Below are 16200 nucleotides of genomic sequence, written 5' to 3' on the forward strand. Positions count from 1 at the left end.
CCGTCCCGCCCTCGCGCGTTCATGACTTGACCAGCCCCTTCGCCTCGCCGCCGAGTGCCAGGTAGACGTCCTCCAGGCTCGGCGTCGCCAGGGTGAAGTCGTCGAGCGCGGCGAACGCCGCGCCTCCCGTGACCGCGGCCACCGCGGCCCGCGCCTCGTCCGGGGCCAGCCGCAGCACCCAGCGGCGCCCCGACTCGTGGGCGGACGCCCGCAGCGCCGCCACCTCGGGCACCTCCAGCGGTGCCCGCTCCCGCCACACGAGATCGACGCGCACCTCGCCGGCCACGCGTTCCTTCAGCCCGGCGGGGGTGTCGCACGCGATGACCCGGCCGCGCTCCAGGACGGCGACGCGGTCCAGGACCGTCTCGGCCTCGATGACGTTGTGGGTGACGAGCACCACCGTCGCGCCGTGCTCGGCGCGGCGCCGGTCGACGGCGGCCCAGACGGCGCGGCGCGCGATCGGGTCCATGCCGGCGGTCGGCTCGTCGAGGACGAGCAGGGGCCGCTCGCCGACGAGCGCCGCGGCGAAGCAGGCGAGCCGGCGCTGTCCGCCGGAGAGCCTTTTGAGGGGTCGCGAGGCGAGCTCCCCGAGCCCCAGTTCGGCGAGGACGGCGTCGCGCTCGGCCCGCGCGTCACGGGCGGTGAGGCCGCGCAGCCGGCCGGTGGTCTCGGCGGCCAGGCCGACGGTCAGCTCGTCGAGGGCGGTGGACTCCTGACCGAGGTAGCCGATGAGGCGGGCGGCGCGGTCGGGGTGGCGGACCAGGTCGTGGCCGAGCACCTCGACGGTGCCCGAGTCCGGGCGCATCAGTCCGGTGAGCTGGCGCACGAGGGTGGACTTGCCGGCGCCGTTGGGGCCGAGCAGCCCGAAGATCTCCCCGCCCCGCACGTCCAGGCTGACCCCGTCGGTGGCCCGGACCTCGGGTGTCGCGGGCCTGCCTCGGCCGCCGCGCGCGGCGGGGTACGTCTTCACCAGATCCCGCACCACGCACACCGTACTCACGAGGGATGAGCCTAAGGGGTCCCGGACCCCGGATCGCGCCCGGGGCGGTGCTGCGCGGCCCGCCACGCCCGCCGCTACTCCCCCGCCGCGGGGTTTCCGGCCGCGGCGCGCACGTCGATCTCGCGCCAGAAACCGGCCCGGATCGCGTACCGGTCGTGCTCGTCGATCTGGTCGTCCTTGTGCGCGAGGAGGCCGAAGCGGGCGGCGTACCGGAGCAGTTCCCCGTCGATGCGGTGCGGGATGCGCGGGTACATCGCGGAGAGCTTCTGGACGTGGCACTGCTCGGGGAGGCGCTCCATCCAGCGGCGGGCGAAGACCTGGCCGACCTCGAAGGGGTCGCCGCCGACGGTGGTGATGTCCTCCTCCCGGTCCGCCCAGCGCTGCTCCGCGCTGGTGAGCTGGGCGAGGGTGGGCAGGGACGCGGTCTCGGGCGGTTCGCCCACGGGTCCGCCGGGGCGGTCGATCCAGCCGCGGTCGGAAGACCAGCGCAGGGTGGCGTTGGCCGGTCCGGTGGACGGCTGGGCGGGCTGGTGGGCGGGGGCGCGCAGACCCGCCAGGTCCTTGGGGGTGGGGACGACGCGTGACGCGCCGGAGGGCGCGGCCACCTGGTGGCCGCCGGCGGGGCCGGCGGGGGCCGTGCCGTCGGCCGGGCCGGCGGGCGGCGCGGCGGGAGCGGGGACGGGGACGGGTGGCGCGGCGGAGGCGGGCGGGGCGGCGTCGGTGTGCGGGCGGGGGGCGGCGTCGGAGGCGCGTTCCGCGGCGGCGAGGGCCGCCTCGGGCAGGGGCGCGGCGAGGATGGCGGCGATCTCGGGGCGCGGGACGGGCGGCGGGGCGCAGGGGCCGGTGAGGTCCTTGGCCCGGACGGCGCGGGTGATCCAGGCGCGGTCGAGGACGCGTCGCTCGTCGGCCTCGGCGACGAGGTCCTCGGACTGGTTGTAGTCGCCGTCGGCGGCCTGGACGGCCCAGAGGTGGACGGCGACGCCGTGTTCCTTGGCGGACATCAGGCCGGGCAGCAGGTCGCCGTCGCCGGTGACGAGCACGACGTCGGAACAGGCGCGGTTGCGGGCCAGTTCCGTGAGTTCGGCGTGCATGGCGGCGTCGACGCCCTTCTGCGCCCAGCGGCCGTCGCTGCGGGTCAGGGCGCCGAGCCGGACGGTCACGCGCGGCATCACGCGGAGCCTGCGGTGCTCCGGCTGGGGGACGCGGTCGGGGGCGCCGTCGAACCAGTAGATGCGCAGCAGCGGTTGCGCGGTGTCGGCCTCGGCCCCTTCGCGCAGTCCGCGGATGAGGGCGGCGTGGTCGACGGTGATCCGGGAGCGGGCCGGTTCCCCGGCGAGGAGGCTGGCGGCGGCGCCGAGCAGATAGCCGGCGTCCACGAGCACGACGCAGCGGTCCACGTGTTCCACCCTCTTTCGGGAACCTCGGGATCGGAGTTGCTTCGGGTTTCCTTCGAGTCTGCCCGACTGTCCGGATCCTGACGGCCGGAGCGCGATCATCGGCGTGGCGCCTCACCGTAGTGCCTCCGACGCCTCCTGACTACGGCCGCTCCCCTGCGGGGAGGGGGCGGCTACGGTCGGCAATGATCCAAAATGCGCGCTCCATACCGGTATGTGAGTCTGGTCGCGGTCCTGGCCCCCACATCCCACAGGAGGCACCACCATGGCCAAGCACAGGAAGTCCGATCGCCAGCAGTCCCCGGCGGAGCGCGGCACCCAGCAGTCCCGCGACACCTCGATGGAGCGGCAGACGGAGCAGCGGGCGACGTCGGTGACGCCGGCGGACGTCGCGCAGAAGGGCCGGCAGAAGAGGTTCGGTCACAACTGACGCGGTGACCGTGTGACCGTGTGACCGGAGGGTCACGGGTCATACGGAAGGGGCGCGCCCGTGACGACGGGCGCGCCCCTTCCGTGTGACGGCGGCGGGTGGCGGCGCACCGGCCCGGCGAGGGCCGGCGGCGGGCCGGACCGGTGCGTACGGCCGGCATCGCGACGGGTGGCGGCGCGAGGGCCGGCATCGCGACGGGCCGGCATCGCGAAGGGCCGGTACGTACGGCCGACCGCCCGCGCGGAAGCGGCGGGGCCGCTCAGCCGGCCAGGCAGGACGGGCCGAGGAGGACCTTCAGATCGCCGTAGAGGGCCGGGTCGGGCTGGACCCGGTGCCGGTCGAGGCGGAGCACGGTGGTCTTGCGCGGGCCCTGGAGCTTGATCCGCACCTCGGTGTTCCCCTTGTGGTGGCTGAGGATCTCCCCGAGGCGACTGATCATGGGCGGCGTGACCTTCACGGTCGGGATGGTGAGGACGACCGGCGCGTTGGTGCCCGCCGAGGAGAGGTCGGGGACCATCAGCTCCATGGCGACCAGCCGGGGGACGTCCTCGCGCTTGTCGAGGCGGCCCTTGACGAAGACGACCGTGTCCTCGACCAGCTGGGTGGAGACCAGCTGGTAGGTGGCCGGGAAGAACATGCACTCGATGGAGCCGGCCAGGTCCTCGACGGTGGCGATGGCCCAGGCGTTGCCCTGCTTGGTCATCTTCCGCTGGAGGCCGGAGATGATGCCGCCGATGGTGACGACCGCGCCGTCGGAGTGCTCCCCGCCCGTCAGCTGGGAGATCGCGGCGTCGGTCTTGTCCGACAGGACGTGCTCGATGCCGAAGAGCGGGTGGTCGGAGACGTAGAGGCCGAGCATCTCGCGCTCCTGGGCGAGCAGGTAGGACTTCTCCCACTCGATGTCGGAGAACTCCACGTCCAGGCCGAAGCCGGGCTCGTCGGCGCCCTCCTCGCCCATCCCGCCGAAGAGGTCGAACTGCCCCTCGGCCTCCTTCCGCTTGACCGCGACCACGTTGTCGATCATCGGCTCGTGGTGGGCGACGAGGCTCTTGCGGGTGTGTCCCATCTCGTCGAAGGCGCCGGCCTTGATCAGCGACTCGACGGTGCGCTTGTTGCAGACGACGACCTCGACCTTGTCGAGGAAGTCGGGGAAGGAGGAGTACTTCCCCTTCGCCTTGCGGCACTTGATGATCGACTCGACGACGTTCGTGCCGACGTTCCGCACGGCGGAGAGACCGAAGAGGATCACGTCGTCGCCCTGGGCGGCGAAGTTGGACTCGGACTCGTTGACGTTGGGCGGGAGGACCTTGATCCCCATGCGGCGGCACTCGTTGAGGTAGACCGCCGACTTGTCCTTGTCGTCCTTGACCGAGGTGAGCAGCGCCGCCATGTACTCGGCGGGGTGGTTGGCCTTGAGGTACGCCGTCCAGTAGGAGACGAGTCCGTACGCGGCGGAGTGGGCCTTGTTGAAGGCGTAGCCGGCGAAGGGGACCAGCACGTCCCACAGCGCCTGGATGGCCTCGTCGCTGTAGCCGTTCTTCTTGGCGCCGGCCTGGAAGATCGTGAAGTTCTTCGCCAGCTCCTCGGGCTTCTTCTTGCCCATGACGCGGCGGAGGATGTCGGCCTCGCCGAGCGAGTACCCGGCGATGATCTGGGCGGCCTTCTGGACCTGCTCCTGGTAGACGATGAGGCCGTGGGTGACGCCGAGGACCTCCCGGAGCGGCTCCTCCAGCTCCGGGTGGATCGGGGTGATCTCCTGCTGGCCGTTCTTGCGGAGCGCGTAGTTCGTGTGGGAGTTCATGCCCATCGGGCCCGGCCGGTAGAGGGCCGAGACGGCGGAGATGTCCTCGAAGTTGTCGGGCTTCATCAGCCGCAGCAGGGACCGCATGGGGCCGCCGTCGAACTGGAAGACGCCGAGGGTGTCGCCGCGCTGGAGCAGCTCGAAGGTCGTCGGGTCGTCGAGGGGCAGGCTCAGGAGATCGATGTCGATCCCCTTGTTGGCCTTCACCATCTTGACGGCGTCGTCCATGATCGTGAGGTTGCGCAGGCCGAGGAAGTCCATCTTCAGCAGGCCGAGCGACTCGCAGCTCGGGTAGTCCCACTGCGTGATGGTGACGCCGTCGGTGTGCCTGACCCAGACGGGGACGTGGTCGGTGATGGTCTCGCTGGACATGATCACGCCGGCGGCGTGCACGCCCATCTGGCGGACCAGGCCCTCGACGCCCCGCGCGGTGTCGATGACCTTCTTCACGTCCGGCTCGTTCTCGTACATCGACCGGACCTCGCCCGCCTCCGAGTACCGGGGGTGGGAGGGGTCGGTGATGCCGGAGAGCGGGATGCCCTTGCCGAGGACGTCGGCGGGCATGGCCTTGGTGATGCGGTCACCCATGGCGTACGGGTAGCCCAGCACGCGCGCGGAGTCCTTGATCGCGTTCTTGGCCTTGATGGTGCCGTACGTGCCGATCATGGCGACCTTGTCGGCGCCGTACTTCTCCGTCACGTAGCGGATCACCTCGACGCGCCTGCGCTCGTCGAAGTCGATGTCGACGTCGGGCATGGAGACGCGCTCGGGGTTGAGGAACCGCTCGAAGATCAGGCCGTGCGGGATGGGGTCGAGGTCGGTGATGCCCATCGCGTACGCGACGATCGAGCCGGCCGCCGAGCCACGGCCGGGGCCCACCGCGATGCCCTGGTTCTTCGCCCACATGATGAAGTCCGCGACGACGAGGAAGTACCCCGGGAACCCCATCTGGATGATGACGTCCATCTCGTAGTCGACCTGCCGCTGGCGGTCCTCCGGGATGCCGCCGGGGAAGCGGCGCTCCATGCCGCGCCGGACCTCCTCCTTGAACCAGGTGACCTCGGTGTGGCCCTCGGGGATGTCGAACTTCGGCATGAGGTCGCGCTTCTCGAACATGCCGGCGGTGTCGACCTGCTCGGCGACCAGGAGCGTGTTGGCGCAGCCCTGCTGCCAGGCGTCCGAGGAGTCGATGGCGTACATCTCGTCGGTCGACTTGAGGTAGTAGCCGGTGCCGTCGAACTTGAAGCGGTCGGGGTCGGAGAGGTTCTTGCCGGTCTGGATGCAGAGCAGCGCGTCGTGCGCGCCGGCCTCGTGCGCGTAGGTGTAGTGGGAGTCGTTGGTGACCAGCGGCGGGATGCCGAGCTTCTTGCCGATCTCCAGCAGGCCGTCGCGGACGCGGCGCTCGATCTCGATGCCGTGGTCCATCAGCTCCAGGAAGTACCGGTCCTTGCCGAAGATGTCCTGGTACTCGGAGGCGGACTTCAGGGCCTCGTCGAACTGGCCGAGGCGCAGTCGGGTCTGGAGTTCGCCGGAGGGGCAGCCGGTGGAGGCGATCAGCCCCTCCGACCACTGGGCGATGGTCTCCTTGTCCATGCGCGGCCACTTCTGCAGCCAGCCCTCCTTGTACGCGTCGGAGGAGAGCCGGAAGAGGTTGTGCAGGCCGGTGGCGTTCGCCGCCCAGATCGTCTTGTGCGTGTAGCCACCGGAACCGGAGACGTCGTCCCGCTTCTGGTGCGGCTGGCCCCACTGGACCTTGCGCTTGTTGCGGCGCGACTCGGGGGCGACGTACGCCTCGATGCCGATGATCGGGGTGACCCCCGCCTTCTTCGCCGAGTGGAAGAAGTCGTACGCCCCGTGGAGGTTGCCGTGATCGCTCATGGCGATGTGGGTCATGCCCATCTCGTTGCAGGCGGCGAACATGTCCTTGAGCCGCGCGGCACCGTCCAGCAGCGAGTACTGGGTGTGGACGTGCAGGTGCGTGAACGGCGGCTTCGACACGGTTGCGGCCTCCGGGGGCGGGGAGCGTCGGCAGACGGGGGGACAGCTGGGAAGTCTACGACTCCGCGCCGACAACGGGCGCCCGGCGCGGGACGCGGCCCGGGCACTCGCGGGCGCCTCCGCGCGTTGATCGGACGGTACGACCCGTCCGATTTGTCATGCACGCCATCGAGCGGCGTGCGCGCGTCAGGAGGCACCCGACGATGCCGGTCCCGCAGTCCACCGCCCACGAGCGCGGCGAGCAGATCCTCTCCGTGTTCGACACCGCCTTCGGGGAGCTGCTGGCGGCGGATCCGGCGGCCTTCCGGGTCAAGTTCCGGAAGATGGCGCACTCCGCGTTCGCGTTCTACCGGGGCGCCGCGTGCCTGTTCTACGCCGACCTGGAGGGTGAGGAGCGGGAGGGCGGCCCGTTCCTGGACGAGCGGACCAGCCGGGTGTGGATCCACGGCGACCTGCACGCGGAGAACTTCGGCACGTACATGGACGCCCACGGCCGGCTCGTCTTCAACGTCAACGACTTCGACGAGGCGTACGTCGGCCCCTTCACCTGGGACCTCAAGCGCCTCGCCGCGTCCCTGGCCCTCCTCGGGTACGCCAAGGCGTTCAGCGACGGGCAGATCACCGAGCTGGTGCGGCTGTGCGCCGCCGCCTACCGGGAGCGGATCCACGCCCTGGCGACCGGGGCCCGCGACGAGGAGGCCCCGCCGTTCACGCTGCGGACCGCGCAGGGCCCGCTCCTGGACGCCCTGCACGAGGCCCGCGCGCTCACCCGCTTCGGCCTGCTCGCCACCATGACGGAGATCCGGGACTTCGAGCGCCGCTTCTCGGCCGGCGGCGGGGCGGTCGACCTGGACGCGGCCACCCGCTACAAGGTGCTGGACGCCTTCGACGGGTACCTGGAGACGCTGCCGCCGTCGAGCCTGGGCCGCCCCGACTCCTACCGGGTGAAGGACGTGGTGGGGCGGCGCGGCATCGGCATCGGCTCGGCCGGGCTGCCCTCGTACAACATCCTGCTGGAGGGCAACAGCGACGCCCTGGAGAACGACGTCGTGATCTACATGAAGCAGGGGCAGGTCCCGGCGGTCTCCCGGCACGTGACCGACCCGGCGGTGCGCGGTTACTTCCACCACGAGGGCCACCGCACGGTCATCTCGCAGCGGGCCCTCCAGGCGCACGCCGACCCGTGGCTGGGCTGGACGGAGCTGGACGGCGCCGGCCAGCTGGTCGCGGAGGTCTCCCCGTACGCCGTCGACCTGGACTGGTCGGACGTGGACGACCCCGACGAGACGGCCGCGACCGTCGCCGACCTGGGGCGGGCCGCCGCGGCGATGCACGCGGCCGCGGACGACGAGAGCGGCCACTCGCTGGTGCCGTTCTCCACGGAGCGGGCCATCGACGCGGCGATCGCCGCGGACGAGGAGGGGTTCGCGGAGATGCTGGTCGACTTCGCCCACGCCTACGGGGCCCGGGCGCGGACCGACCACCGGATCTTCGTCGACCTCTTCCGTAACGGTCGCATTCCGGGACTTCGTTGACCGCCGCCTTTTAGGGGCCCCTTACAGCGGCGCGTGGCACACTCTCGGACGATGGACGACATGGCCGGGACCCAGCTGAGGGGGGCGCGGGCAGCGATCTTCACGGCTCTGGTCGTGACGCTGTCCGCCGCCTCCCACGTGCTGCTGTCCCGTGTCCCGCTCCCGCTGACCGCGGTGCTGCTCGTCGCCGCCGGGGTGTTCGCCGTCGCCTACGCGCTCGCCGGCCCGGAGCGCGGGTTCCGGCCCATAGCGGGGCTGCTCGTCCCCCTGGAGCTGGCCGCGGACACCGCGTTCACCGCGGGCCAGCACGCCTGCTACGGCCTCTCCGGCGGGCCGGTCGCCGGCTCGCTGCGCGCGGTCGGCGTCGACGTGCTGTGCGGTGACGCCGTGGGCACTCCCCTGGCGGGGGCCACCGTCCCCGAGACGGCGGCGGCCGCGCTCCTGCACTCCGCCGACCCGTCGGTGCCGTGGCTGCTGCTCGCCGCGCACGTCTCGGTGGGGCTGCTCGCGGCGGCGTGGCTGCGGCGGGGCGAGGCGGCGCTGGCCCGGGTGCTGCGCGCGGTGGCGGTGTCCACGTTCCGCCCGCTGCTGGTGGCCTGGGCGGTGGCCTCGGCCCGGGGGCTCGCGCCCCGCCGGGCGCCGCGCGCCGGCGCCCGCCCGCTCACCGCCGCGTACCACCGGCTGCTGGTGCACTCCGTCGGGCGGAGGGGACCACCGTGCCGGGCCGCCACGGCCTGACACACCCCCTCGGACACGACCACCCCCACACACGGAGAAGACATCACCATGAGCGCACGCAACAAGCAGGTCAACAAGGCGGCGGCCCGCGAACGGCTCCGGCAGGAGCGGGAGCGCCAGGCCAAGCGGGACAAGGCGCGTCGGCAGATCACCGTCGGCGTCTCGGTCCTGGCCGCGCTCGCCCTCGCCGGCGGCATCGGCTACGCCGTCGTCCAGGCCAACAAGCCCTCCCACTGGGAGGCCGCCAAGGGCGTGAAGGACGTGAAGGCTCCGCGGAACACGGCGGGCGAGAACGGCACCACCGTCGTCATCGGCAAGCCGAGCGCGAAGAAGACGCTCCAGGTCTTCGAGGACGCGCGCTGCCCGGTCTGCGCGATGTTCGAGCAGCAGGTCGGCCCGGCCATCGAGAAGGACGTCGAGGCGGGCAAGTACAAGGTCCAGTTCGTGGGCGCCACCTTCATCGACGACGTCGCCACCGGCGAGGGCTCCAAGAACGCCCTGTCCGCCCTCGGCGCGGCCCTCGACGTGAGCCCCGAAGCGTTCATGGAGTTCAAGTCGGCGATGTACTCGACGAAGTTCCACCCCGAGGAGTCGGCGGACGAGTTCGGCAAGGACTCCTACCTCCTGAAGGTCGCCCAGACGGTCCCGGCACTGAAGGACAACGCCGCGTTCGAGAAGAACGTCGAGGAGGGCACCTTCGACGCCTGGGCGCTGAAGATGTCCGCGGCGTTCGACAAGAGCGGCGTCAAGGGCACCCCGACCCTGAAGATGGACGGCAAGCCGGTGACGGACGCGAACGGCAAGAACGCGCCGATGACGGCGGCCGAGTTCACCACGGCGATGGAGAAGGCCCTGAAGGGCTGACCAGAGGCGTACCCCCGGGAGGGGGAGGCGGGGCCGTGGCGGCCGCGCCTCCCCCTCCCGCTGTTTTTCGGCCGTGTTCCCCGACCCCACCCGGGCCGGGCGGCCGCAACTCGGTTGACAGGCCACGGGGTTGGGAGAAAGATCCTTTCCGCATGATCATCTGAACAGGAAAACGGGAGGGATGCAGTCATGCGCGTCAACACCAGGATGAAGAAGCGGGGAGCCGTCGTGGCCGCCGCCGCGGGCGCCGCGTTCCTGATGGGCGTGAGCCCGGCCATGGCCGGCACGGACGCCATCGCCTACACGAACGACGCCGGCTGGGGCGGGTGGGCCAAGTTCGTCTCCAACGGCGACCGCCTCGACGTCTGCGACACCCGGGCGGACGGCAAGAGGGTCCACGGCGAGCTCCTCTACACCACCTCGACCGGTAGCTACCGGCGAGTGGTCCAGGACGCCAACGGCGCGGACAACAGCTGCGGCAGTGGCAGCTGGGACATCCCCGAGGGCACCAAGGTGACCGTGCGCGTCTGTCTGAAGGACGGAGCGGACGGCCGCGAGGAGTACTGCGCCACCAAGCAGGGCGGCGTCGCCTGACATCGACCTCGCCGCACCATGACCTCGCCGAATGACCGCCGGTGAGGCTCGGCGTCGGCGAGGTCGACCAGGCACGGATCCCGGCCGACAGGCGGGCGGCTCGGAGGAGTCGCCCGCCGAACGCTCCACCCGGCAGCGCGGCTGGGCATCCGCGACACGTCGAGTCCTCACTCGCACCGCCCCCGGCCGCCGCAGCGTCGTCAAGGCCGTCGCGTCCCCGCCGGGCCGCGCCCGCCTCGGGGCCGCCGCCGCCGTCGCGGACACTCCCCCGCCTCCTCCCGCGCAGGCGCCTCCGGCGGCCCGCTGCCGGACGGGATCCCGCTCCACCTCGGCGGCCCCCTCGCCCGACGCCTCGTCCGGTTCCGGCAAGGGAGCCGACATCGAGGTCGGGGGGGAACCGGCCCCGCGCGGACGGACCGCGAGTGCCGACGGCGGGGGCTAGCCGTCGGCGGAGGGCCCTGGAAGTACTGCTCGGCCGTCACGGAAGGCAAGGCCTGAGCCTGCCGGCGGCTCGGACGACGACCGCACACCGAAGAGCGTGCGAAACCCGACGGGTTCGCCCGCTCTCGCGTGTCCCGGTCAGCGCCGCGATCGACCCCGCCCGGCCGATACGGACCTCGCAGCGCCACATCCGTCACGTCGGACGCCGAGGCACGCGCCCCGCCGCCCGGATCCGGTGAACAACCCGTTCCCCTGAGGACGAGCCGTCCATTCGACGGACACAAGGCGAGCGGATGGCAACTTCCCGCCAAACAAAGGCATTTGTTGCGTACTGAACAGTAATGCGATGGGTAATCTGCTCCGCCGTGACCAGTCGAAACCTCATTCGCACCGCGGCTCCCAGCCGCCGCACCGTCGTCAAGGCCGCCGCCATCACGGCCGTCGCCGCGCCCGCGCTCGTCTCCACGGCCGCCTCCCCCGCCGCCGCCGCCACCTCCGCCCCCGCCTTCCTCCACGGGGTCGCCTCCGGCGACCCGCTGCCCGACGGCATCCTGCTCTGGACCAGGGTGACCCCCTCACCCGACGCCGCGCCCGGTTCCGGCAAGGGCGCCGACACCGAGGTGAGATGGGAGGTCGCCGAGGACCGGGGGTTCACCCGGATCACCGCCCGGGGAGCGGTCACCGCGAGCGCCGCCACCGACCACACCGTGAAGGTGGACGTGCGCGGCCTGCGCCCGGCCACGCCGTACTGGTTCCGCTTCGCGGCCGGTGCGGACGACGGCGCCGGTGCCGCCGTCCTGTCGCCGGTCGGGCGGACCCGCACCACACCCGGGTACGACGACGCCACGCCGGGCGTCCGGTTCGGCGTCGTGTCGTGCGCGAACTGGGAGGCGGGCTACTTCGCCGCCTACCGCCACCTGGCCGCCCGCACCGACCTCGACGCGGTCCTCCACCTCGGCGACTACATATACGAGTACGGCTCCGGCTCCTACCCGAAGACCGACCGCGTCCTGCGCCCGCACGAGCCCCGCCACGAGACGGTCACCCTCTCCGACTACCGGCTGCGGCACGCCACGTACAAGACGGACCCGGACCTCCAGGCGCTGCACGCGGCCCACGCGGTGATCGCCATCTGGGACGACCACGAGTTCGCCGACGACACGTGGTCGGACGGCGCCGACAACCACACCCCGGGCACGGAGGGCGACTGGGCCTCCCGGATGGCCGCGGCGAAGCGGGCCTACTTCGAGTGGATGCCGGTGCGCACCTCCGCCGAGGGCACGGTCTACCGGCGCCTGCGCTACGGCAAGCTCGCCGACCTGCACCTGCTCGACCTGCGCTCGTTCCGCTCCCAGCAGGTCGGCACGGGCAGCGGCAAGGTCGACGACCCGGAGCGCACGATCACCGGCCGCGCCCAGTTGGACTGGCTGAAGGCCGGGCTGGCCTCCTCGGACGCGACCTGGCGGCTGGTCGGCACCTCGGTGATGATCTCGCCGGTCGCCTTCGGCTCGCTCCCCGCGCACCTGCTCAAGCCGGTGGCCGAGCTGCTGGGCCTGCCGACCGGGGGGATCGCGATCAACGTCGACCAGTGGGACGGGTACACCGACGACCGGCGGGAGCTGCTGGCCCACCTCCAGGAGCGGGCCGTCCGCAACACCGTCTTCCTCACCGGCGACATCCACATGGCGTGGGCCAACGACGTGCCGGTCACGGCAGCCACCTACCCCAAGTCGCCGTCCGCGGCGACGGAGTTCGTCGTCACCTCGGTGACCTCCGACAACCTCGACGACATCCTGCGCGTCCCGGCGAACACGGCGTCGGCCGTCGCCGCCGCGGCGATCAAGGCGGCCAACAGCCACGTGCACTGGCTGGACATGGACCACCACGGGTACGGCGTGCTGGACGTGACCACCGAGCGCTCGCAGATGGACTACTTCGTGCTCTCCGACCGCAGGAAGCCGGGCGCCTCGGCGAAGTGGGCCCGGTCGTACCGCACGCTCAACGGAACGCAGAAGGTCGAGCGGGTGTACTCCCCGGTGTGATGAGGTGACCAGAGGGGCGATTTTCAGCCAACCTGGCGCACGTTAAACGAAGATCACCGGCATGTGTCAGGTGGTGTGTTCCGAAGATCGAATCCGGACACACCACCCGACACCGGTGGCGCGTTCGTTACGTACGGGTCTCAGCCACCGGGACGGACCGCAGGATTTCTCCCGGATGCCTCCATCACCTCAACGATTGATTGGGCCGGATCACTCCTGCTGCACATCTGACATGACCACGTAATCTCCGGGCGTCGGCGGGGAAAGCCCCCGCCGGTCCCCCCGCGAGGAGTCACCCATGCGTGCGCTTGTCCGCATATCCCCGAGAACGCACCGCCGCGTGCTCGGCACGGCCGTACTGGCCGGAACGCTCGCCCTGTTCCCGTTCTCCGCCCCCACCGGTGCCGCCGCGACCGCCCCGCTCGCCGCGGCCGGCGAGGTGTGCGTCGAGGAGACGGACGCGAGCGCGCACGCCCGTGAGTCCCGCCCGTCGGGCGACGTCCACACGCACGAGCCCAACGAGGTCACCGCCGAGAAGGCCGCGGCCATGGAGGCCGACCTCCAGAAGAAGCTCAAGGCCGCCAAGGCCAAGGGCCTCGACAGCAGCCGGTTCGATACGGCGGCCGTCGCCACCACCATCCCGGTCTACTTCCACGTCGTGCACGACGGCGCCAAGGGCAAGCTGACCGCCACGGACGTCAACAACCAGATGGCCGTCCTCAACTCCGCCTTCGGCGGTCAGGGCAGCGGCAACGCCGCCACCGGCTTCCAGTTCACGCTGGCCGGCACGACCTACACGGACAACGCCTCCTGGTACAACCTCGCCTCCGGCTCCCCCGAGGAGAAGGCGATGAAGACCACCCTCCGCCAGGGCGGCGCCGGCGCGCTCAACTTCTACACCGCCAACCTCAGCGGCGGCCTGCTCGGCTGGGCGACGTTCCCGACGTCGTACGCCTCCAACCCGTCCATGGACGGCGTCGTCGTGCTCGACGCGTCCCTGCCCGGCGGCTCCGCGGCCAACTACAACCAGGGTGACACCGGCACCCACGAGGTCGGCCACTGGATGGGGCTTTACCACACCTTCCAGGGCGGCTGCAGCGGCCAGGGCGACTACGTGACCGACACGGCCGCCGAGAAGAGCCCGGCGTACCAGTGCCCGACCGGCCGCGACACCTGCGCCCGCCAGGCCGGCGTGGACCCGATCCACAACTTCATGGACTACACGTACGACTCCTGCATGCACCAGTTCACGGCCGGTCAGGTGCAGCGCATGCAGGACCACTGGACGGCGTACCGCACCCGCTGACCCGGCACCGCACCGACGGACCGCCGCCGAACGGCTCCGTCCGCGGGGAGAGCGCCGAGGGGCCCGGCACCGCCACGACGGCGGTGCCGGGCCCCTCGGCGCGTCAGGCGACCGGGGCGGGACCGGGACCCGGCACCCGACCGGGGCTCAGAGGTCGTCGAGGAACGACAGCGCCGTCGCCCAGGTGCGCTCGGCCGCGTCCGCGTCGTGGTCCGGCAGGTCGGGGTCGGTGTACAGGTGCCCGGCACCCCGGTACCGGTGCACCTCGACGTCGGCGCCGGCCCGCCCCATCTCCAGGTACCAGGTGTTCAGCCAGTCGTCCGGCTCGAACGGATCGGGGTCGGCGACGTGCAGCTGCACCGGCAGACCGCCCACCGACGCGTCCTCCGGCACGTCGTACGTGCCGTGCAGCAGGAGCAGTCCCCGGGCCTTCTCGTCGGCCACCGCCAGCATCTGGGCGAAGGCGGCGCCCAGCGAGAACCCCGCGTACACGAGGCCCCGCTCGGAGTGCGGCGCGGCGGCGGAGACGGCCCGCCTGGCCAGCTCCTCCCAGCCGATGCGGTCCTTGATCTCCCTCCCCTCCTCCACGGACGCGGCGGTTTGGCCGCCGTAGAGGTCGGGCACGTGCACCTGGTGCCCAGCGGCGCGCAGCCGGTCCGCGGCGGCGTGCACCGCGGGGCGCGGCCCGTAGACCGAGTGGAACAGCATGATCTCCATCCGGTCATCCTTACACCACGTCGAGCGTCCGGAGTCATGGAGAACGTACTGCGCCCCCTGATCGTCCTCGGCGGCTCGATCCTCCTCACCCTGCTCGTCGGCTGGCTGGCCGACCTGCTGCTGCGGCGGGCCGACGAGCGCCACCACGAGACCCCGCTCTGGGGGCTGCTGCGGCGCTGCCGGATACCGCTCCAGCTGGTGATGCTCAGTGCGCTGCTGCGCGGGGCGTACCGCCAGACGGCGTGGCGGATCATCCAGGACCACGCCACGGGCATCAGCCGCGCGCTGACGCTCGTGCTGATCGGTGCCAGCGCGTGGCTGGTGATGCGGATCGCGTCGGCCGTCGTCGAGGCGACGTACACCCGCTACGCCGCGACGACCCGCAACGCCGACCGGCGCCGCCGGGTCCGCACCCAGGTCACCCTGATCATGAGGATCGTCACGGCGGTGGTCGGCGTGGTCGCCACGGCGGCGATGCTGCTGACGTTCCCCGACTTCCGGGCCGTCGGCACGTCGATGCTGGCCTCCGCCGGCATCATCGGCATCGTCGCGGGTGTCGCCGCCCAGTCCACCCTCAGCAACGTCTTCGCCGGGTTCCAGATCGCCTTCGGCGACATGGTGCGCATAGGGGACACCGTGGTGGTGGACGGGGAGTGGGGCGTGGTCGAGGAGGTCACGCTGACCTTCCTCACCGTCCGGACCTGGGACGAGCGTCGGATCACGATGCCCGTCTCGTACTTCACCAGCAAGCCCTTCGAGAACTGGTCGCGCGGCGGCCCGCAGATCACCGGGACCGTCTACTTCCACCTGGACCACGCGGCCCCGGTGCCGCTCATGCGCGAACGGATGCACCGGCTCCTCCAGGAGTCGCCGGAGTGGGACGGCCGGAGCTGGTCGCTCGCCGTCACGGACACGACCCCGAGCACGATCGTCGTCCGGGCGGTGGTCACCGCCCGGAACGCCGACGACGTCTGGACGCTCCGGTGCGACGTGCGGGAGCAGCTCGTCACCTGGCTCTCGGAGCACCACCCGTACGCCCTGCCGCGCGTGGCGACCACGACGGCGCCCGGCCGGTCCGGCGACCCCGCCCGCCTCGACCACGCCCGCCTCGACGGTGTCCGCCCGGACGGCGCCGACCGTGCCGACGGAGCCGAGGGGAGCGACCGTGTCGACGGACACGGCGGCGCCGACGGCGACGACCGGCGACCCGACCGCGGCCCCTCCGACCGGGAGCGCCCCGACCTCGGGCGCGGGCCCGAACGCGACCGGCGGACCGAGCACGGCCGTACCGTCGAACGCGGCCGGGGTCGCGCGCGGCGCTGACCGCGCGCCGACGGCCC

The 16200-nt window shown here is 72.0% G+C and carries 12 protein-coding genes; 8 read left to right on the forward strand and 4 right to left on the reverse strand.

What is annotated here, in order from left to right; all coding sequences use genetic code 11:
* Positions 1-19 precede the first annotated feature (19 nt).
* Both ACF053_RS17465 and ACF053_RS17470 read right to left on the reverse strand, forming a co-directional pair.
* Positions 20-985, reverse strand: a complete 966-nt coding sequence (locus ACF053_RS17465; protein WP_391954843.1) for an ABC transporter ATP-binding protein — start codon at positions 983-985, stop codon at positions 20-22.
* Between the two features lie 89 nt (positions 986-1074).
* On the reverse strand, positions 1075-2406 hold the full coding sequence (locus ACF053_RS17470; protein WP_391954699.1) for an NYN domain-containing protein: 1332 nt from the start codon (positions 2404-2406) through the stop codon (positions 1075-1077).
* A 253-nt stretch (positions 2407-2659) separates the two neighbouring features.
* On the opposite strand from ACF053_RS17470, the gene ACF053_RS17475 reads away from it, so the two are divergent.
* The gene (locus tag ACF053_RS17475; protein WP_391954700.1) at positions 2660-2824 is read left to right on the forward strand and encodes a hypothetical protein; all 165 of its coding nucleotides are present in this window, start codon (positions 2660-2662) and stop codon (positions 2822-2824) included.
* A gap of 259 nt (positions 2825-3083) precedes the next feature.
* Here ACF053_RS17475 and dnaE read toward each other — a convergent pair whose 3' ends face one another.
* Positions 3084-6623: a DNA polymerase III subunit alpha gene (gene dnaE, locus ACF053_RS17480; protein ID WP_391954701.1), complete on the reverse strand. Its 3540-nt coding sequence runs from the start codon at positions 6621-6623 to the stop codon at positions 3084-3086.
* 203 nt (positions 6624-6826) lie between these two features.
* On the opposite strand from dnaE, the gene ACF053_RS17485 reads away from it, so the two are divergent.
* From ACF053_RS17485 to ACF053_RS17510, 6 genes are all read left to right on the forward strand, one after another.
* Positions 6827-8158 (forward strand): DUF2252 domain-containing protein, encoded by a 1332-nt coding sequence (locus ACF053_RS17485; protein WP_391954702.1) that lies wholly within the window; start codon positions 6827-6829, stop codon positions 8156-8158.
* Positions 8159-8218: 60 nt separating this feature from the next.
* Entirely contained in the window at positions 8219-8896 is a 678-nt protein-coding gene (locus ACF053_RS17490; RefSeq protein ID WP_391954703.1) for a hypothetical protein, read from the forward strand.
* 48 nt (positions 8897-8944) lie between these two features.
* Positions 8945-9760: a thioredoxin domain-containing protein gene (locus tag ACF053_RS17495; RefSeq protein WP_391954704.1), complete on the forward strand. Its 816-nt coding sequence runs from the start codon at positions 8945-8947 to the stop codon at positions 9758-9760.
* A gap of 189 nt (positions 9761-9949) precedes the next feature.
* Positions 9950-10354, forward strand: a complete 405-nt coding sequence (locus ACF053_RS17500; RefSeq protein WP_391954705.1) for a hypothetical protein — start codon at positions 9950-9952, stop codon at positions 10352-10354.
* Positions 10355-11160: 806 nt separating this feature from the next.
* Complete coding sequence (locus ACF053_RS17505) at positions 11161-12837, forward strand: alkaline phosphatase D family protein (protein WP_391954706.1); 1677 nt, start codon at positions 11161-11163, stop codon at positions 12835-12837.
* 298 nt (positions 12838-13135) lie between these two features.
* On the forward strand, positions 13136-14143 hold the full coding sequence (locus ACF053_RS17510) for a zinc metalloprotease (protein WP_391954707.1): 1008 nt from the start codon (positions 13136-13138) through the stop codon (positions 14141-14143).
* Between the two features lie 147 nt (positions 14144-14290).
* On the opposite strand, the gene ACF053_RS17515 is transcribed toward ACF053_RS17510, so the two are convergent.
* Complete coding sequence (locus ACF053_RS17515) at positions 14291-14860, reverse strand: dienelactone hydrolase family protein (protein WP_391954708.1); 570 nt, start codon at positions 14858-14860, stop codon at positions 14291-14293.
* A 36-nt stretch (positions 14861-14896) separates the two neighbouring features.
* On the opposite strand from ACF053_RS17515, the gene ACF053_RS17520 reads away from it, so the two are divergent.
* On the forward strand, positions 14897-16183 hold the full coding sequence (locus ACF053_RS17520) for a mechanosensitive ion channel family protein (RefSeq protein ID WP_391954709.1): 1287 nt from the start codon (positions 14897-14899) through the stop codon (positions 16181-16183).
* Positions 16184-16200 lie beyond the last annotated feature (17 nt).

Origin of the sequence: Streptomyces kanasensis (assembly GCF_043077165.1) — a bacterium.
GTDB classification, from domain to species: Bacteria; Actinomycetota; Actinomycetes; order Streptomycetales; family Streptomycetaceae; genus Streptomyces; species Streptomyces changanensis.